The sequence below is a fragment of the Ligilactobacillus sp. RTP31139st1_D10_RTP31139_211217 genome (genome assembly GCF_040226755.1).
GTDB classification, from domain to species: Bacteria; Bacillota; Bacilli; order Lactobacillales; family Lactobacillaceae; genus Ligilactobacillus; species Ligilactobacillus animalis.
Window position 1 is genome coordinate 91217 of sequence record NZ_JBCOAR010000005.1, and the last position, 19087, is coordinate 110303.

Annotated in this window: 19 protein-coding genes; all 19 read right to left on the bottom strand. The window is 40.5% G+C overall.

The window, feature by feature from the left end:
• Positions 1 to 27: 27 nt before the first annotated feature.
• The gene (locus ABT996_RS04395; RefSeq protein WP_035449091.1) at positions 28 to 1056 is read right to left on the bottom strand and encodes a sugar-binding transcriptional regulator; all 1029 of its coding nucleotides are present in this window, start codon (positions 1054 to 1056) and stop codon (positions 28 to 30) included.
• A 345-nt stretch (positions 1057 to 1401) separates the two neighbouring features.
• Positions 1402 to 2688 carry an RNA polymerase factor sigma-54 gene (rpoN, locus tag ABT996_RS04400; protein WP_035449089.1) on the bottom strand — a complete coding sequence of 429 codons (1287 nt, stop codon included), beginning with the start codon at positions 2686 to 2688 and terminating at the stop codon, positions 1402 to 1404.
• 680 nt (positions 2689 to 3368) lie between these two features.
• Positions 3369 to 4538: a GH25 family lysozyme gene (locus ABT996_RS04405; RefSeq protein WP_103050396.1), complete on the bottom strand. Its 1170-nt coding sequence runs from the start codon at positions 4536 to 4538 to the stop codon at positions 3369 to 3371.
• Positions 4539 to 4543: 5 nt separating this feature from the next.
• Positions 4544 to 4888: a phage holin, LLH family gene (locus ABT996_RS04410; RefSeq protein ID WP_005918784.1), complete on the bottom strand. Its 345-nt coding sequence runs from the start codon at positions 4886 to 4888 to the stop codon at positions 4544 to 4546.
• Positions 4875 to 5066, bottom strand: coding sequence for a hypothetical protein (locus ABT996_RS04415; protein ID WP_035447199.1), 192 nt, complete (start codon positions 5064 to 5066; stop codon positions 4875 to 4877). Before ABT996_RS04415 ends, ABT996_RS04410 begins: the two co-directional genes overlap by 14 nt.
• A gap of 6 nt (positions 5067 to 5072) precedes the next feature.
• The gene (locus ABT996_RS04420; RefSeq protein ID WP_035447201.1) at positions 5073 to 5447 is read right to left on the bottom strand and encodes a hypothetical protein; all 375 of its coding nucleotides are present in this window, start codon (positions 5445 to 5447) and stop codon (positions 5073 to 5075) included.
• Between the two features lie 41 nt (positions 5448 to 5488).
• Positions 5489 to 5953: a hypothetical protein gene (locus tag ABT996_RS04425; RefSeq protein ID WP_035447204.1), complete on the bottom strand. Its 465-nt coding sequence runs from the start codon at positions 5951 to 5953 to the stop codon at positions 5489 to 5491.
• The gene (locus tag ABT996_RS04430) at positions 5953 to 6327 is read right to left on the bottom strand and encodes a pyocin knob domain-containing protein (RefSeq protein ID WP_035447207.1); all 375 of its coding nucleotides are present in this window, start codon (positions 6325 to 6327) and stop codon (positions 5953 to 5955) included. Before ABT996_RS04430 ends, ABT996_RS04425 begins: the two co-directional genes overlap by 1 nt.
• Positions 6320 to 6802, bottom strand: coding sequence for a hypothetical protein (locus ABT996_RS04435; RefSeq protein ID WP_035447209.1), 483 nt, complete (start codon positions 6800 to 6802; stop codon positions 6320 to 6322). The genes ABT996_RS04430 and ABT996_RS04435 overlap by 8 nt, the downstream gene beginning before the upstream one ends.
• A gap of 7 nt (positions 6803 to 6809) precedes the next feature.
• Complete coding sequence (locus ABT996_RS04440; RefSeq protein ID WP_035447212.1) at positions 6810 to 7061, bottom strand: hypothetical protein; 252 nt, start codon at positions 7059 to 7061, stop codon at positions 6810 to 6812.
• Between the two features lie 2 nt (positions 7062 to 7063).
• The gene (locus ABT996_RS04445; RefSeq protein WP_161633756.1) at positions 7064 to 7219 is read right to left on the bottom strand and encodes a hypothetical protein; all 156 of its coding nucleotides are present in this window, start codon (positions 7217 to 7219) and stop codon (positions 7064 to 7066) included.
• A 1-nt stretch (position 7220) separates the two neighbouring features.
• Complete coding sequence (locus ABT996_RS04450) at positions 7221 to 7532, bottom strand: hypothetical protein (RefSeq protein WP_035447215.1); 312 nt, start codon at positions 7530 to 7532, stop codon at positions 7221 to 7223.
• On the bottom strand, positions 7532 to 9793 hold the full coding sequence (locus ABT996_RS04455) for a coiled-coil domain-containing protein (RefSeq protein WP_035447217.1): 2262 nt from the start codon (positions 9791 to 9793) through the stop codon (positions 7532 to 7534). The genes ABT996_RS04450 and ABT996_RS04455 overlap by 1 nt, the downstream gene beginning before the upstream one ends.
• Positions 9774 to 11819 (bottom strand): phage tail protein, encoded by a 2046-nt coding sequence (locus tag ABT996_RS04460; RefSeq protein WP_052006320.1) that lies wholly within the window; start codon positions 11817 to 11819, stop codon positions 9774 to 9776. Before ABT996_RS04460 ends, ABT996_RS04455 begins: the two co-directional genes overlap by 20 nt.
• Before the next feature lie 13 nt (positions 11820 to 11832).
• Positions 11833 to 12699: a phage tail domain-containing protein gene (locus ABT996_RS04465; RefSeq protein ID WP_052006321.1), complete on the bottom strand. Its 867-nt coding sequence runs from the start codon at positions 12697 to 12699 to the stop codon at positions 11833 to 11835.
• 11 nt (positions 12700 to 12710) lie between these two features.
• Complete coding sequence (locus ABT996_RS04470) at positions 12711 to 16535, bottom strand: phage tail tape measure protein (RefSeq protein ID WP_035447220.1); 3825 nt, start codon at positions 16533 to 16535, stop codon at positions 12711 to 12713.
• 570 nt (positions 16536 to 17105) lie between these two features.
• Positions 17106 to 18473, bottom strand: a complete 1368-nt coding sequence (locus ABT996_RS04475) for a phage tail tape measure protein (RefSeq protein WP_035447226.1) — start codon at positions 18471 to 18473, stop codon at positions 17106 to 17108.
• A gap of 17 nt (positions 18474 to 18490) precedes the next feature.
• The gene (locus tag ABT996_RS04480; protein WP_180978425.1) at positions 18491 to 18661 is read right to left on the bottom strand and encodes a hypothetical protein; all 171 of its coding nucleotides are present in this window, start codon (positions 18659 to 18661) and stop codon (positions 18491 to 18493) included.
• 5 nt (positions 18662 to 18666) lie between these two features.
• Positions 18667 to 19062 carry a hypothetical protein gene (locus ABT996_RS04485; RefSeq protein WP_035447229.1) on the bottom strand — a complete coding sequence of 132 codons (396 nt, stop codon included), beginning with the start codon at positions 19060 to 19062 and terminating at the stop codon, positions 18667 to 18669.
• Positions 19063 to 19087 lie beyond the last annotated feature (25 nt).

A 19087-nucleotide genomic window follows, 5' to 3' on the forward strand; every position in this document is an offset into this window, starting at 1 on the left:
TTATTTTAAAAAGTAATGTTCAAAACACTACTCTTTTAAAATCGCTTTTGCTGCTCCTTCGTCTGTGATCAGACACGTTTGTTTAGGAGCGTGTTTCATGTAAGAGACGATCGCTTTGGCTTTTGAGGTGCCACCAGCGACGGCAATTACACATTCCATAGAAGCGAGGTCTTCTAACTGGATCCCGATACGGGAGATCCGATACACGACCTGTCCTGCCTCATCAAAAAAGTAACCAAAGGCTTCACCGACTGCTTTGCGTTCATTTAACATCGCGATCATTTCTTGCGACATCGAACGTCGATGAGCCATATGCATCGCTGTTCCGATACTGTGGATCACAGCATTACTTTGCCGTATCAAAGTAACGACTTCTTGAACAGCTGGTTCTTTTAGCAAGGGACGGTACGTACTCTCGCTTACTTGCTCGGGCACATAAAGCGACCGGCTCTTTCCACCAGTTCGGCGTGCCATCCGAGCACAAACGTTATTAGCTTGGATCTCCATGCGTTCGCCCAATCCACCTCTAGCAGGCACAAAGAGCAGTTCACGTTGATCACTGATATCGGGCGTCAAACACGCAGCGATCTGCGCCATCGTCGTCCCGCCCATAGCCGCAATAATATTACGCCCACGAGGCAATAACGTCTTAAGTGTGTTGGTAACAAGTCTTCCCATCTCATTAACTACCTGTGTCTGATCATCGCTATCACCAGCAACGACCAAGCAATTCTCGATCCCAAGTTTTTGGCTCAAACGTAATTCCAATTGCTTAAGATCTAATAATTGATCGATAAAACTTGCTAACCCCTGAATAACTTCTTTACCCTTATCTGTCAAGACCATCCCAGACTTAGTCACTGCGACGAGTTCTTGTTGTTTTAGGCAATCTGCCTCACTCCGTAAGATCCGCTCGCTCATGCCCAAGGCTTCGGCTAATGAACGTCTACCTATTGGTCCAAATGTTGCAATCTGCTTTAGCACTGCATATCTTCGACTTAAGGTATCGATCACATCTGGAACGATCCGCTCGATCCACTCGATCTCTTGGTGCATAATCTTCGTCTCCCTTTCTGTGGGACATGAAACGTCCAGAGGTTGGACAGCTCATTGCTGAGCTGATCGCTTAAGTAAGTCATCGTGAATTATCTTATCGTGATGACCCACTCCCCCAAGCACAATGAAATTATAACAACAATATTTCCCTTTTGCAAGGTATTGCGCGCGAAAATTCAATAAAAAAAACGAAAATCACTTAGTCACACTACCGACTATCCGAAGTTTTAGCATTTCACAAGTGTGATCGTTTATAAATTAACGAACTTTAACTCTAAAACACACAGTGATCGCCCGTAATTCAAGGAACGATCAGGTTTTTTAGAAAATATTTTACTTAGTCACTTAAAATCTTTTTCGCTTACTTGAAGAAGCGATATTTAATTTTTCACGATACTTAGCCACCGTTCTACGGGACACTTTTAGTCCATCACCCTGTAACCGCTCTGCCAATTTTTGATCTGAAAGTGGCTTATGTTTATCTTCGGCTCCGATATAAGTCTGGATCTTTTTATACACTTCATCAACACTAGTTTCATTACCAGCTTGATCAGTATTAACTGCCTGGGAAAAGAAACTCCGTAATTCAAAGACCCCAAAATCGGTTTGCAAATACTTACCATTGACTGCCCGACTGACTGTTGATTCATGTAACTGTAGTTTTTGTGCTACATCACGCAATAGCATCGGTTTTAAGGGATGCTCTGGAACCGTAAAAAATTCTGGTTGGCGCGCTAAGATCTCTGCCCCGACCCGCTCGATCGTACTTTGCCTTTGAGCTAACTCAGCTACCAAAGTTTGATATTGCTTCTTTTTTTCTTTTAAATAATCAGCCACGCTTTGATCGAGTTCACCGACTAAACTTTCATAGTAACTCTTGCGGAAAATGACCCGCGGTTTGACTAAAGTAGTTGATTCTGCTTGAAGAGTACCATCAACATTTTTAACGATCAGGTCTGGTGCGATATAAGCGGTTTCACTTTGATCGTAAGCTTTGCCTGGGGCAGCTGACAAAGTTTTTAGATAATCGATCAATGCTTGCATCTGCTTTAGATCGATCGCCATTTTTTTAGCGATCTGTTCCCATTTACTTTGGGTAAAAAGTTCAAAATGCTCGGCGATCACACGATAAGCTAGGTCATCACGCCCTCGTTCACTTTCAATTTGAAGTAACAAGCATTCCTGCAGATCGCGCGCACCGACACCAGGAGGATCTAAGCGCCACAAAAGAGTCAAAGCATCATCAAGTGTTGTTTGGTCGATTTTTTTATCACGGACCAGCTTTTTGGTATCCAGCTTTAGGTACCCATTTTGGTCTAAGTTTTGAACAAAGTAAACGACCCAATCCCGTAAAACGGTTTTTCGCATCGTCAGATTAACTTGATCAAGCAAATAATCAAAAAGTGAGCTAGTCTTGCTGGGCGGGGTCACAAAATCTGGCAAGGGCTGTCCGATTGAGCTACCATTAAATGAAACAGCCACAAAAGGGTTATCCAATTCGATCTGTGAGAGATAGTTTTGAAGTTCGCTAGCATTAAATTTGAGCATTTGGATCGATTGTTGCATTTTTTGCGTCATGATCAACTTACCTTGTTGTTTTTGTTGTAATGTTGTATCTTGTCTAAGTTTCATTTTTTTATCCTTTTTGCAAATTTATACTTGTAATTATATCAAATATATTTTAATATAATAAAGTACGCATCGCTAGTGTAATGGATCGCACGCAAGATTCCGGTTCTTGTAATCTGGGTTCGACTCCCAGGTGATGCATCTTAATATGCAGTTAAAAACAGTTAATTGTGTTAAATCAACGTTTTCAAAGACAACGATTAGTTAAAAAATGATATAAATTTATATTTTGTTGTCCAGTTGTTGTCTCGTGTAAGCTAGCACCTTGTATTTTTTACGGGGTGCTATTTTTATAAAAAAATACCCCAATCACCGAAGCGACCAGGGCCGTGTTATCTATAGATGGTTTTTCAACCAATCATAGATAATGCTTGATACTAAATTGACTAGGATAGCCAAGATCAAGCTTAAAAATGTTGATAGCAAGGTACTTCACCACCTTGTGTACTAATTGAAATTGGTTAGATTTCACGTACCACATTAGTATACAAAATATCTTGACATAAATAAATAACTATCTTATTATGAAGATGTTGATAGCAAGGTTTCATACCTTGATAGCGAGCTGGTTACTCGCAACAGTCTTACCTTCCAACTAATAGTTGGAGGGTAATTTTTTTGCAACAAAAAAGCGCCACACCCGATAATTTTTCGAGTGTGGCGCTTTTTGTTTAGCTATTCAATTAGTACCGCAATGATTGGCCCGGATAGATCAGATTGGCGTTTCTGATTCCGTTCATGCTTTGCAAGTGAGATACTGTTGTGCCTAATTTTCGAGCAATAACACTCAGACTATCACCAGATTTGACTGTATAGCTACGTGTTTGCACGGTGGCGCTATATGCTCGACGTGCACCGTATTCTTGACCACCCATCACGCCCATGGCTACGTAGTGGTAACTACCGCTGTAGCTCATATATCGAGCCCAGACATAGCCACCTTTGATATATACATGGTCGTACGTCAAGCTTTCACCCGGTTCGTATTGTGCTACGATCTGAGCGGTTGTGCTTGGTGCTGTCCGTACGTTTAGCTTAGTATTAGCCGTAAACACGCCAGTCTGTGCATAATCTTCATCTTTGATTGAATTTTGTGCTGGTTGTTCTTGCTTTGCTTGGCTCTGATTGTCTACGTGGTGCGTGTCACTGTTGCTGATCACAGCATTTTTATCTTGGCCACCAGTATAGTAGTTATCGTAAAGCTGCGAAACATCAAAGTGACCATAAGATCCGTTAAACACTGCATCACTTGCCCACTGCCAAGCGTGGTGTTGTGTATGGCGATTAGCAGTCACGTTATATGGATATTGTGCGATCCAACCAGTTCCAGCTGGCACGCTAACAACATTATTCTTCCAGCTTTGGGATGTATAGATGTCATAGCGATAGCCAGCCTGTTCAACGATGCGCTTAAATTCCATGACCGCTAGATCGTTGACGTTTTTAGGCGTCTGCTGTTGTTGCTTTGCTTCAACATCAGCGACTAAAACAGCGTTGATCGGTAGTCCGTCAGCTTTAGCCATCGCCACCGCATAATTAGCTTCAGCACGAGCGCCAGCAACGCTAGACCAACGTGCAAAGTGATAGCCGTTGATATAAAGTCCTGATTGTTGTGCAGTGCTAATATTGTTTTTAGCTGTGTAGTCATGATAGTATGTGCCTTCACTGATCTTGGTAACGACTGACTTAACACCGTATTGATCTCGCATTGCTGTGAAATTACCGACTGTCATGTAACCATTATGGTTTGACACGTCGACCATATCAGTTCTAGCAGCTTGTGCTGTTGGTGCTACAAGCGATAAAAAAAGAGTTGCCAACGCGACAACTCCTAATAATTTTTTCTTATTCAACTAGATCAGTCCTCCTTTGTTTTCTGCGGATATTGATCAAGTAACTTTTTCTGTTCAGCATAGGCTTTTTCTACTGCGTTTACGATCACTTGTTCATCTGCAATCGTGAACCCAGCGTTAGAAAGCGCCTGAACAACAGTCTGCACTGCATGATTTTTCTTAGCCACTCCAGTAAGATATTCGGTGACGCCCAATTTTTGCGCTGCGATCACCGCATCTCTAGAAAGTGGCTCTAGTGCTCGCACAATCGTCAATGCTCGATTATTTTTTACAAGCACATTACCACAATAGCTGATCACTGCAGTTAAGACAGTTGCGAGTACCGTAACAACTAATTCATTTGTTTCCATTTTTCTTGTTCCCCCTGCTTTTAATTTTTTCTTTGAGCTTAGCGTTTTCTTTTCTAAGCTTCTCTAATTCACTGACTTCTTTGTTGTCAGCTTTTTTTGCGTTTGCTGTTGCGGTGATATATGCCACGATGATCGAGCCAAGTGTGGAAATCACCGCAATCAACACTTGATCACTCAAGCAGCATCACTCCCATTTAATTTCCGCCACGATTCCAACTAAAACAAAAAAAGAATAGATCCCAGGAAAACTAAAATAAACGCACAAGAGTGCATCATTTGCAAGAAAAGACAAGAAGAACGCCAACCACACGAAAGTCAGCGTTCCAGTCATGATCTGCTTGTAGTACAAATACTTGATGTCCCACAGAGCAAACACCAATGCGATCGTACCAACCACCGCCAACAAGAAAATGAACGGCGGATCATCAAGCACTGCTAACGGGCTATGATCCCAGTCAAAAATACCTGTTGACCGCTTGATGATAAAGTAAATAGCTAGTGAATACGTTTCTAAAGCTTTCAAAAACCAGAAACGATTTTTTACGATATTATCAAACATTTTCAACTCCTTTCTCCATCCCTCCCACCCAACAAATTACATTAAGGTGTTACAGTAAAACTGCAGTGACGCCATTGCTCCCAGTAACCAGCACCAGCACCGTCATGAGAACGAATATAGATATCGCCCGGCACCATGAAAGCGACTTGAACTCCTAAGCCGCCATCTGCACTTTGCCCAAAATTACCCATTACAAGCAAAACGCCCCAATTGCCGTCGGTTGAAGCTTGATTGTTCTTACCAGGAAAATGTGTGCCAGCACGGTTACCGTTGGTCCAAACTAAGTGAACACCGTTTTTTACAACTGTATCCCAGTCAGTATCACCAGTAACATCAACTCCCCAATATTGCAATGCCTGTCCCTTATCGATTTTCCCGTTAGCAATATCTTTAGCAGCTTGAATATCTCCAGCAAAATCAGGCGCATTTAGAATTGCTTCCCAAACAGTTTGCGGTCGGATACCATTGCCTGAACCATCTTTTAGATCTGCAATATAATCACTCATTAGAATCCTCTCCAATCGTTAAAATCTTTATTTTGACCACCAGCACCGCGCGTCCAGCGTTTGCCGTCACTTGCAATCAATGTTTGCGTGCATGCATTGCCATTGATGTCGTTGACTGTCAGTGATCCATAGCCGTTAAAGAAAATCGGTGCATTTTTAACTGAAACACCGTTGATGATATACGTCTTAGATCCTTGGTATTTCCCAGACGTCAGCTTGTTTAGATCACTACCAGCTTTAACTTCGAGATTAGCAGCTAGATGCTCATTGATAAACTCACTCAAGCCGAAAACGGACTCTGCGTGCGTTTCTGGATACATTTGCTCTTGATCTCCGAACTTATTTTCAAAGATCAATTTTACAGCCTTAGTCAATCTTAGTCACCTGCCTTAACGATAAACGTGCAACAGAACAGATCATCATACCTTCAGATCGGATGTTGCGATTTTGAGCTTGACATGTGCGTTTGTTTTCAATTTTAAGCGGTACGCTCGTTTCTGAAATATCTCTTAACTGGATCGTGCGCAAATCAGATACTTCAAAGCTGTCGATTTTACTTGCTTTATCTAGTTGCAAGGCATCGATGCGCTTTTTTAGTGTCGGATAAGTAACACTAAACGCATCAACTCGAGCATCAACTACTTCATTTGGTTGTTCTACATTCCTGATCAAGTTATCAAAGCGTGTGTCATAGCCATTCATATAACCCTTGATCCATAAACCTAGATCAGCACCATACTGGCGTAAAACATACCAGTTATGATTTTTTTGATTACGTGCATCCCGATTTGCAAATGACATTGGTTCATCCCAAATGTCTAAAATCGGTGGATCAATGCTATTTTTCATCTCCTAATCACTCCTTAGTCATTTCAGAAGCTAACAGATCTTCTTGCTCATAAACATAATTTTGAAATGCTGTGATATCCTTACGCACTTCTGCCTTGTGAGCCATGTAAGTCGCGTTATCCATGGCAAATTGGTTAGCCGAGTCGTTAGTGTTGTCACTTGTTGATAACGTGGCCGACAAACGAACTGCCTGTTTCTTATCATCACCTACAACTGAATATGCTGTTAAATTAACTTCTTTTTGTTTTTCCAATGCCATTTCTATTTCTCACCCTTCTTTGTTTCGGCGGAACTTTTGCTAAGCTCTGCGATCTGTTCTTTTAATTCATTATTTTCAACTTCTAAGTTAGTGATTTGAAGTTCTTTATTTGCCAGTTTCACCGCTAAATTTTGGATCAACGTCGACATCTTGTCCAAGCTACTTCGCCTCCTTTTCAGCATTAATAATGTTGACCAGTTCAGGATCTACACCATTTTCAACACACAGTTCTTTTTGCTGTTTGATTGCTTCAGCTTGCAATTCTTTTTGTGCAGCTTTGAGCTTATCTTCTTGAAGTTTCGGCACGATCGGTGTGCCATCATCTCTAAACCCGACAACTTTCTGATTTCCCATAGTCATGACCACCGGTGTAGAACCATCACCTTCTAAAACTGTCCGCATTGAGGCGAAAACATTGCCTTTTTCATCCTTAACGTCACCACTTAAAATAACTGTTTTATTGAATTTCATTAATTACCACCATACCCGTTGTATTTATTGTCCTTTGTTTCTGTATAAATATTGAATCGCTTACCAACACTATTGAACATGACCACATATCCGTTTGAAGGAAACGCGATCCCGCCCCAATTACTAGTATCGTTCACAAAACAGGGATACTTTTCATTATTCCAATCACTCCACGATACCCATGCAGTTCTGATACCGTACCCTGTGCTAGGAACTTTCATATGCACCTCTGAATGAAATGTAGTTGGTTTATACATATGAATATCACGCGGAGCCCAACCTACTCCTGTTTCAGAGTATGATATTGCCGGTGTGAAAGCCCGTGATGTTTTTTGAGAATTCGTTGGAATATATTGCCCAATTGCGATGTAGTCACCGCCGTAAGGATCGCCCCATACTTGTTGAGCCATTAGTCCTATTTCTATTCCCGATGCTCCGCTACCAACAGCTTCTGCCTTTGTATAATCCCAACCACCGCCATTAATATACCCTTGAATCTCACGTTGATAATCTTCAGGGTTATTAGTTACTGCTGCTGGTTTCTTTACGGGAACAGTTACAGCTAATCCATTTTTACTAAGTCCGATTCCCCATTGCTGTCTTGGATCATTAGATGTTGCTCCAAGCTGGATAGAATCGCTTTGCAATTTCAACATTGAATTAGCACCAATCATATCAAGACTTTCAGGGCTAAATTTGACCGCATTATTTTGAGACTTCATGACAACATCGTTTACCATCAATGTCCCTTGAATGCGTGTATTACCATTGATCATGATATGTTTGCCATCGATCATGATGCCTTCAGTTGAAGCGTTGATCTGTGAGATGACTTTATTCTTATCACCCGAGATCTGAAGTGCGATCATTCTAGCAGTCTGTCCGATCACAGAATTGATGCTGCTATCATGGACTTCTGACTTTAATCCATCCAAGGTTTGCGTAAGCTTGCTTAATTTGTTAATGACTGACGGCTGATAAATACCGACCCGCTTTCCTTTGACGAGCATAGGATGCGCAAACATCACATCCCCCTTACCTTTGATAACTAACCCGATACGAGCTTTAGTTATCCCGCTTGGAATAGCGTAGTCGTCGATGCGAATCGTTTTTTCATGGCCCCTAGGAATATTTGCAATATCTTCATAGCTACTTGCCCAAGTCTGACGACTAACACCTTCTCTTTCAAAAAGTTCAATCTCGATTCCGCATTCGCCTAGTGGAGTGGAGAAAATTTCGCCGGTATAAAACGCAATGACGCTAGCAGATAAATGATCACCTTCATTGACACCAATCATTTGGGACCAAGCATTGACCCATTGATCAGTCGCATTGCTGAACGTATCCATCCCCAAACTAGTACTTCCATAATAATTGTCGTACATATTAGTACCACGTTTTAAAGGATGATTTGCGGTCCAGCCTTCAATTTCTTGACCATTTCCAGATTCGAATTCTGAGTTATAGACTAAGTTGATTTGCTTAAGTTCATCACTCATCATACTTTGAACTTGTGTGGTAAAACCATTTGCATTCTGTAAGAAAGCCGAATTTTGAACAATTTTTTGCATACCTTTATACGTTTCAGACTCATACAGAGATGTCAGATCGTTTTTGGTTGCTGTGATCCGGCCTGATAACGCATCGATTTTTGAATTTGCATCATTGTTTACGCCTTGCAAAGCAACTTGCCATTGATCAGCCTTCTGATTGACATAAGACATGTCTGCTTTATTTGCTACTACTGAATTGATCTCGTTAGCTCTTTGATCGACATACGACTTATCTGCTTTAGTAGCTACTACCGAATTGATCGCGTCAGCTTGTTTTTGCAAGTCAGCTATTACTTCTTTGTTTTGATCCTGCGAATCGTCTAGCTTTTTATCTATGTCAGATAAGTTTGCTTTGATCTGTTCGACTGTTTTTTTGTTATTGGTGTCGATCTCATCGATCCGTTTATTGAGACTGCCAGAGTCTAACTTAGCGTCTGTGATTGACTTATCTAATCTAGCCGTTTCGGTTTCGATAGTTTTTAAGATCTCGCTATCTGCTTGTTTGAATTCTTCATCTAATCTATCGACATACTCTCGCGTCTTACTTGCCTCATCACTCAAGTTAGTGGTGATCTTACTAAAATTATTGATCGTTTGTTGGTTACTTATCTCTAGCCAACCTGCGCCATCATAGATCATCATCTGAGCTGGAACTTTATCCATTGCTTGAGGATCAGGCTGAATAAATTTATTGGCTTGCTTTTCCATTTCCCGCCTCCTCTAATGGTCTGACCCAAATATCACCAACTCTGACCATATTGTATTTGGTTGGATCATCTCTTGAGTAGTACGTGGTCGTGGCTGTAAAAGCCTTATTCAATGCCTTTTGAGCTAAATTACTGATATCGTTGATGCGATTGTTCAGTAATGACTGTGTATTTAAAATGCTTGCCGGCAAGTTTTCATATTGCAGTACTGTTGCTTGATCTAAATTATACGGATACCATGTATAACCGATAAGCGTTACATCAGTTTCAAAGCCAATATCTTTGATCGTTAGATGACGTTTTTCTCCTGGAATCGGCTTAAAATTTTCGTTAGCTGTGACTTCAAGACTCACGACCGGTTCGACTTGCAATTGTGAGCGTGCATATCTGCGCATACTTTCTTGATCAGTAAAGCGCTCGTCTGAGATATTTTCCATCGGATACACGCCCCAGGTCGCGATCGATTTACGATCCTCAACAAAAAAAGGCTGAAAATAATATTCAACCTTATTGTTATCTGTACTATTTTCTTTTTGTTTACCAAAACATTTAACTTTGTTAGTAATGTTTGTGCTGTCGATCGTCATATTGATTCCTTGAGCATTATTACGATAGTCGATACGCTGACCAAAATTTTTCTCAAAGGCTTGTGAACTATAAACACCTATATTTTTATTGTCAGGATACACGATTGCATTTGGCCAAGTACTCAAGATCTTACTGATCATGTCTTTACCACTCGTATCACCTAGATTTTGGATCTGTTGTTTATCAAAGTCGCCATAAACGGAATACGTATATCCAATATTATCTTTGTTCTGAGCTCCCAAATAAAACTCAAGCACATCTTGTGGCAGGTATGTTAAGGTTCCTTCACGTACATCATATTGTCGCACACGTGCAATATCATTATAGATATGCGTGGCTGTAACTTGAACTTGCGAATTTGCCCCTTGATTAGATGGTGTGACCTGCTTAATGATGTATTGCTGCCCATCAAAGGTTATCGTACCTTCTGTACTAAGCAATGCATTATATGCAAGACCACCGTCATCAAACGCCGTAAATTGTAGCTGATAGGTGCTATTTTTGGCCCACTGTACTGAAAAAGTCGACCACAAAATACAATTTAGTGGGAGTTCTTGTTTCAGCGATAACGCTTTGATCGTGACGACTTTCTTGAAATCGTTTTTGGGCATCTCATAAGTTGGATAACGCACAAACTTTGTATCATTATACAAGAAACTCCCATGCCGCATATTGATATCATTTTTAACGATCTGCTCGTCTGTCCAAATGAGTGGATTCACTCGCTTGGCCTTGCGATATACCATGTAGCCTGAGTCAGCAACGCCATCGACATGTCCGTCAATCTTATCCTGATACAAATACAAGTAGTCACCAGCGATCAACATTTCTGGCGCTTCATACCAGTGCGCTTTAGGATCGTTGATAATGTTGGTAGCGATCTCTGTATAACGCCCCAAATAATTATCTGCGACAAATAATCTAGCGCTAGATAACCACAAGTAATACTTACCATCCATGTAGGTAAGATTTGGGTCAATAGAACTCTGGCAGTCTACATCGACATGTTGATAGGCATTAGATACTTTATCTGTGACCGGGTCAAAATCGGCCACATAAATACCACGTTTACCATTTAAAGTGGCACTGTAGATAATGTGATATTTATCATTCTTATCTTTAAAGAATTCAGGCGCCCAAATATCAGTATACTGACTATTTTTGATCAAACTTAAATCAAGTTCGGTAAACAGTTTGAAATCAGATGTCTTATAAAGTGCTAGTGTACCAATGATATAGTACACGTCACCAACGCAACAAATAAAGCCGTCTCTCAGCCCCTTCAGCTTGCTAAAATTAGCAACACTGCTCCAACTTTCTCCATCATTAGATGCACTCAGGTTAGGCAGTGCGTTCCATTGATCGTCTTTATTTTCAGCGCGCGGATCAAAGCCAAAATAGATAAATTTATTATTTTTTACTGCATTTAAGATCTCCACTCGCTTTCACCCCCTAGCCTAAATAAATGAATGGAAATGAAAAGGTTATATCTAGATCATTAGCTCCCACTACCGAAAACTCGTTCCATCCCGGGGCTAACGTGATATAACCAAAGTCAGTATTGTTATTGTCTAACGTTCCATTTTTGAACGTGTTGATTCCTTGCAAGATCACTTTGTCTGTATTGTTCATTTGGCCTTTATAACTCCAACTTGTTTTAGTGGTGTTATTGATCAACTTAAAGCCATCGCCAAAGTGTTCCATGATGATATTTAACTCATGTCGTTGAAAGTATGGATCAATCGTGATATCGCTGGCATTAAACACTCTAAATGACTGTTTGTTGATAAAATGATAATCTAAATTTTCACCGTTTGGAATGTTTCCACCATAAAGCATCCAAGCTTCTTGATCGTAGTTCATTAGTTGATCAGATGTCGTCAAACTATACTTATATCCACTCGGATTTTCAAACGGGATCGTAAAAACTGACGTCCGTGCAAATTGCTCTATCGGTGCGATCGTGAAATTGCCTGCTTTAACATACTTGACCACTCCAGGTTCGCCATCAGTCCGGATCCTAAACGTCTCTTTTGAAGAAAAATAGCGGAAAATATCATGCTTAGCTAGCTTATAGTCCCACCAATCACCAAACTTAAAATAAAATCTTGCGTTGATCACGTTTTTGTCGATCGTACTTTCAGTAGGATAACTTCCGTCACCGCCCAAATTAGTCAAATAAGCATTTGTCACGATTGGATCTTCATCATCCCCCAAGTATCTAAGATTGGGAGTGATTGATTCAACTTCGATCTCATCTTCATTACCTCGCTTTATCCAAAGCTTAGGATAACGAAAATGATTACCATAGATCTTCAAATTTTTCCCTCCTAAACATTGAATTGTTGATAGTTTGCTAGCCTTTGATCACTTGCCATATCCCGATAAACTTTTGTCTTATCGTAGCCGTTGATACCTCTGATTGCTTCAAGTTGCGATCCATTGACATTTAACAACATTCCTACCAAATTCTTAAGATCCTTGACAGTTTCAGATAACTCTTTTATATCTTTGTTAACTTCGCTATTGCCATCCGATCGCTTAGCGTTATCAGTTTGAGCAAAATAATCTAACGACTGTTGCATCAGTTGATATGCCCGTGAACGTTTAGATAGATCCAACGGAACTACCATTTCAGGCAAGTTACCTTCAGAGATCTCAACCATCTGATTTTGTGTTACTAGACCACCATTAGCCATCATTCGATGGCCACGTGGGCCCCAACCACGACGAACGCCAATTGGTGCTAAGTCATTACGCCAGTTAGAATCATTTAAAACAGCCATGATCTGATCAAGAGCTGAATGAATATTCTTGTGGCCATTAACTGCCCAAGCATTCCAAGTTCCTAGCTTGTATTGGAATAAACCGTACGGTAACCCTGTACCATCATGATCGTCATATCCACCACCAGTGGCCGGATTAACATTAGACTCAACAAATGCTTGCCAATACAAGTGCTCAATATCGCGCGCTGACAAGCTTTGATGCATCAACGAAGCAGCATGCCGAGCAACTTTGCCAAATTCACTTTTGCTCATTGTGCCATTAGGTGAATTACCACTGCCACCACCACCAGAGAAGCTATCTTTGATCTTCTTTAGGATCCCAGCTAAACCATCAACAGCATCATTGACCATTCCCTTAGTAATATCACGCGGAATGATCCCAGCATCTGGAACGCTATCCAAATTAAAGGTCTTAGCAGCAATATCAAGCAGTGTTCTTTTAGGGTTGGTGATCTTATCTAAAATATCACTTGCAGTATCAGATAAGTGATCATAGATATCTTCAGCACCTTCACGAGCTTTTTTAAAGAAATCGCCTAATGAAATGTTACCAGTTGCGTATCCTGGCAATGTACCCACATATGATCCAGACATGACTTTGGCAGTGTCCTTGGCATTTAAGATCCGATCTCCCGGACGCACATCAATAAATTGTGGGCCCATTTGACCAGCAATTCCGACTTTGCCACTGTATGGTCGATAAATAAGCTCAGGACCTGCTTCACCAACAAGCGCTTTACCGTGGTAATTTGCTTGACCACCAGTAGCATAACCGCCCATGCTTACAGGTTTATATTTATACAAGTCTGCTTTTGAACTGTCATATGATTTTCCAAAAAATTTACCTATCTTTTTGAAGAAATTAAATAAGCTTTCAAAGATCGAAGATGAGCCTTGAGCTTGTTTTGCATTAGCATCCATCGAGCTGTTAGCCTGATTGACAGCGTGCTTTACGACACCTTTTGACTGTTCACGCGCAGAAGATACAACATCGTCTCTTTGCTTACCAGCCAAGCTAGTTGTTTCACTTCTCTGTTTATCGGCCTTATCAACAGCTTCATCCCGCTGGCTTTTTGCTTTATCAGTAACTTTCTTGTACTGGTCATTTGCAGCGTTATAAGCTTCATCTCGTTGCTTCTCAGCCTGTTCCTTGATTGATTTACGCTGTTCTTTAGCCCATTTAGAGTTATCACTATATTGTCGTTCAGCCGCCGCTACTGTCTTTTTATACTGTTCATCAGCCGCCTTGATTGCTGATTCTTTTTGACGTTCAGCTGCGTCTTTTACTTCTTTGTATTTTTTATCAGCTTTTTTAGTGACGTCTTTGTATTCGTCGTTGGCTAACTTAGTGATCTTATCGTATTCTTTTTGAGCATTATTGACGGCTTCTTGCAATTGCTTGTTACTCAATTTGCCTTTTTTAGCTGTGATTTTTTCTAGGATCTTACCTTGCTTATCAGTTTCGAGTTGTATCTTGCCTGTCAATGTTGTATGTTGCTTAGCCTCTTTTGTCATATTGGTAGTCGCATATTTTTCATTTAGCTCATAGATTTTTTTCTTATGCTTTGAACTTGCTTCATCCAACGCCTTGTCACGTTTAGCGACTGCCTTTTTATATTGTTCTGAACTTTGGCCAAAAGTTCGTTGAGCATTCAATATTTCAGTATCATACTTATCACGAATTTTTTTCTTCGCTTTGTTGTAATCCGTATCGATCTTTTGTTTTTGGATAGCGTAGTACTTATCGATCGCAGCCTGGTCAGAACCTGAGCGCCGTGCCTCTTTTTCGAGATCTTTATAATGCTTTTTAGCATCATCGACTCTCTTTTTGTACTCTTCTTTGGTGATCATCCCATTTTTTTGAAGTGTCTTAAGATCGTCTAAATCCTGTTTTTGTTTCTGTTTGTAGTACTCTTTTTGCTCCTTCAAGAGTTGTTTATGTGACTCTTTTTCGCTCATTTTAGGCGCTTCGATCTTCCGACTTTTAATAGTGTCGTTCCAGCTCTTCACAAATTTATTAACAGCGTTAGTTACAGTCTTAGACCCACCGATCTGCTCACCGATACCTGCACCGATCATTGCACCGCCCGGTCCGCCGACAAACGCTCCAATAGTACCACCGATCAATGCACCTGCTGTCTTGCCTGCCGCCTGATACTTAGCTTCAGCTTTGTTTGATTTCACGGCATCATAGATCGACGAACCGAAATCCCAAGCTGTGATCGCAAGCCCCAGGCCACCAACAATCTTAGCACCCAAACTACGGCCAATCCCAGTAAGTTTGCCAGCATTTTTAGTAACAGCTTTACCGCCATTTGCTGTAGTAGCTTCGATTGCCGTTTCAGCAACATTACCAACTCCAGAGACTGTATTGGCCGTTTTAGACACTGCACCACCGGTATAAGCGCCACCAGCCTGAGATTTAGCCAATGCTAAGCTCTGGTATTCTTTCGTTAGTGCGCCAACCTGAACCTGCTCTTCTAACAGAGCCTTATTCTTTCCGAACAAAGAGCGCAATGTCTTCATTTTATTGATAAAGTCCACGACTTTTGAAACTACCCAGATGCCAGCGACAGCCTTTCCAAATCCTACTACTGCATCTGTGTGTTTAATAGCAAAATCGCCAACTTTAAGAATACCATCTGCTACTTTACCAACACCACTAGCTGCCTTTTCAACATCTTTTTGAAATGATTTTTGATCAAACAACTTAGTTAGCTTGTTAGCTGCATCGGTCATATATGGTAACAACTTAGCTCCAAATTCAATTTCTAAAGCGCTCCAAGCTTCTTGGAATCGCTTATTTGAATTTTCAGCCGTCTTAGCATTCTTAGCGGCTAATTCTTGAACGTAATTGCCTTTTTTGCCGGCCTCTTCAACCTTTTTGGTAAGTTCACCTAAATACTTACTATTCTCAGCTAAAATTTCGCCAGATTGTTGCCCCGTCGTACCAAATAAAGAATTAAAGACGGCTGCCTTCTTTTCTTTACCCATTCCTTTAGTTACTTCATTCAGCTTTTTCATGATAGTAGTTAAATCTCTGAAGTTTCCTTTGGAATCAACGATATCTGAACGTTTAAGACCAATTTGATCTAACACAGATCCATTGTTGGTATTTTTGGCAGTTTCTACTTCACCTTCTAGATCCCTAATAGCATCTTGTTGGCTCTTGATAGCGCTAGCAGCTGCTTTTCCACTCTTAGTTCCATTTTTGACTGCTGCTTCCAATTCAGCAATCTTATCTTTATGTTTTTGAATTTTTTTGGTATACGTCTCAATAGCCTTACCAGAACCTTCTTGTGCTGCTTTTTGAGCTTCAACGGCATCAGTCAAACTATTGATGACTTTACGCAGACCTGTACCCAATTTGTTATCTTAGAGGCTCTTTATCCTCTAATTCACTATGTTTCCATAATGTTCGGACTATCTTTCGACCCACATCTTAAATGCTAGGGCCATCCGCCTTCGTGGAAATTTCTGCATAAAAAAAGCACGTGTGGACGTGCTCAAATCTTAGCTTACTTTTTCTAGTCTCTACACCTTCTATGAGTTTCCTCATAGCTTGGCTCGGGATCAACATATTATCTTCTAAAAATTGAAGCTACTAATGAAATAAATCCCCCGATGCATAAAATTGCTAACACTAATAGAGTCTTAACTAACCCATCTAGGAAATTCCAAAGCCACACCACAAATATTGCAAGTACAATAACAGTAACTAGATAACTGACGATTCCCAACCATCTATGCTTGTGGCACAATTCAATATAATTTTCAAAAATAGCTACCAATTTTTTACCATTCTCAGTTTTATACAGTAAATCAAATAATAAGTCGGCCATAACTACCACCACCATCATAAATTCACCGTAATTATACCATAAATAACTTAGTCTTCCCCGAATTAACGGATTTATTTTTCAAGATCATTTCTGATCAAGCGGCCAGTTTTACCAAAGCCTTGTCTGCGTCAATATTTTGCTTAGACAAAGTGCCTAATGCTGCCGATGTCTCACTAAGCTTAAAACCTGCTTGATGTGATGTTGTGCCTACATATTCCATAGCTTTACCAATTCCATGAAAATCAGTAGCAGTAGTATCTGCTGTGTAAGCTAGCTCATTAACAGCCACTTTAGTATTTTTGGTCATTTCTGTGGTTGATTTGGCATTCATACCAAAAGCTTCTAAGGTCCCACTGGCAACTTTAACGACATCATTAAAATCATCACCAGATGCAATGGCCCCCTGCAACTCAGTATTCATAGCTCCTAAAGCTTGACTCGAACTATAGCCACGCTTAACTAGTTCTAAATATCCATCCGCAACCTCTTTTTGAGAGACACCATATTTGATAGAATATTTAGCCCCATCTTCCTGCATCTCTTTAACTTTTTTGGTTGCTTCAACCGCACTTTCGCCACCGGTAACTAAATTATTATAAATAACCTTATACTGACTAGATACTTCAGATGCTTTGTTTGCTCCATCAATCGCAAACTTTCCAAATCCAGCAACAGCACCAGTAGCGATAATAGCGTGCTCTTTGATTTTGGAAAAGGCATTTTTAGCAACATCGCCTGCTGAGCTGATTTTATCTCTGAATTTGACCATCGTATCACTCATATTGAGTGTCTTTAGATTCGATTCACGAATAGCTTTCTCATTTTGAACATACTTGGTCGATAGTTCCGCAACTCGCACAGCTTGCTCTTGATATGCTTTTGATGTCTTACCTGAAGTCTGTTCGACTTGAGATAACAAGCCTTTTTCAGCATTCAGCTGATCACCCATTTTTTTGCGTACATCAATCAAACCTTTTAATTTAGCTTGTTGAGCAGCATATTTTCGTCCTTCAGCTTCCAGCTGGGTCACATAATTTTCATTAACACGTCTGCTTGACTCTACAGCTTCGCGCAACTGTAGTACGCCTGAACGATGTGTATTAAGTGAGTTCGTTGCTCGCTGTTCCTGAGCTTCCAAACTAGCGATCGCACGCTTAGCGGTATTGATCTGATTTTCATACTTCACATACGCCTGACGCCCTTTATCAGTAGAAAGATCTAAACCATCTTGTTCTTTTTTTAAGCGTTCAATATACGCTCGTTGGCCTTCAATCGCACGTTTTGCATCTTCAATCTTATTGGCATAAGCTGCCATAATTCCTTCACCAGATCTGACTTCAGCAAAATTGGCTTGCATTGCTGAACGTAAAAGTTTAGCTTCATCCCGCAAAGCCCTTAAGCTCCGAGTCATCCCGTTATCATTAAGATCGATAGCAAACTGATATCCCTGAATTCGTTCCATTTTATTCCTCCTTTCCGCTATAATGCGCCTAGACTTTTAACTAGGTCTAATGGATCCTGTACCCTATCTTTAGGCTCTTTAGCACCTAATGCGGCCTGTAGATCGCTAAAAGATGAGTTGTAAAAGTCACTTGGTAAAATACCATTTTGCATAGCTTGCTGAGCTAGATAGTCGATATCAGCAACCATGTTTTCTAATTGCCAGATGGTTTTTCTGGCTTGAATTTTGGGTCTTTTTCTTCCTCATCAGTTTCATTGTTAAGCCCCATATCGACACCTAAGCAAACAAGTAACATTTCCTTGAACGTTTCAAACATTGGTGCAAAAGATCGATTTTCCAATTTTTGGCGACCTTCTTTTGATAATGCTAATAGCTCTGTAGCGCACTCAAGTACGATATCTGTCATTTCTAAGGTCCCTGCCACAAATTGTTTCATTGGGTCGTCCTTTTCTTCATCTTCAGCAACAGTATTTAGTAGTTTTGTGTAATACTTAGCCATTACTTTGATATTTTTTGGTGAATCAATCAAAGTTCGATCTTCTTTCAATCCAAATACTTCACGCTTAAATGTAACTTTTGTCTTTTCCACTTTTCTTGCCTCCTAGATCGTCTCA

Excerpts from the sequence above, each read along its gene's own strand:
- ABT996_RS04475 (WP_035447226.1), bottom strand. The coding sequence starts at position 18,473 with ATGGAACGAATTCAGGGATATCAGTTTGCTATCGATCTTAATGATAAC.
- ABT996_RS04480 (WP_180978425.1), bottom strand. The coding sequence starts at position 18,661 with ATGGTTGCTGATATCGACTATCTAGCTCAGCAAGCTATGCAAAATGGT.
- ABT996_RS04440 (WP_035447212.1), bottom strand. The coding sequence starts at position 7,061 with ATGGCATTGGAAAAACAAAAAGAAGTTAATTTAACAGCATATTCAGTT.
- ABT996_RS04425 (WP_035447204.1), bottom strand. The coding sequence starts at position 5,953 with ATGAGTGATTATATTGCAGATCTAAAAGATGGTTCAGGCAATGGTATC.
- ABT996_RS04395 (WP_035449091.1), bottom strand. The coding sequence starts at position 1,056 with ATGCACCAAGAGATCGAGTGGATCGAGCGGATCGTTCCAGATGTGATC.
- rpoN (WP_035449089.1), bottom strand. The coding sequence starts at position 2,688 with ATGAAACTTAGACAAGATACAACATTACAACAAAAACAACAAGGTAAG.
- ABT996_RS04420 (WP_035447201.1), bottom strand. The coding sequence starts at position 5,447 with ATGTTTGATAATATCGTAAAAAATCGTTTCTGGTTTTTGAAAGCTTTA.
- ABT996_RS04410 (WP_005918784.1), bottom strand. The coding sequence starts at position 4,888 with ATGGAAACAAATGAATTAGTTGTTACGGTACTCGCAACTGTCTTAACT.
- ABT996_RS04450 (WP_035447215.1), bottom strand. The coding sequence starts at position 7,532 with ATGAAATTCAATAAAACAGTTATTTTAAGTGGTGACGTTAAGGATGAA.
- ABT996_RS04455 (WP_035447217.1), bottom strand. The coding sequence starts at position 9,793 with ATGGAAAAGCAAGCCAATAAATTTATTCAGCCTGATCCTCAAGCAATG.
- ABT996_RS04435 (WP_035447209.1), bottom strand. The coding sequence starts at position 6,802 with ATGAAAAATAGCATTGATCCACCGATTTTAGACATTTGGGATGAACCA.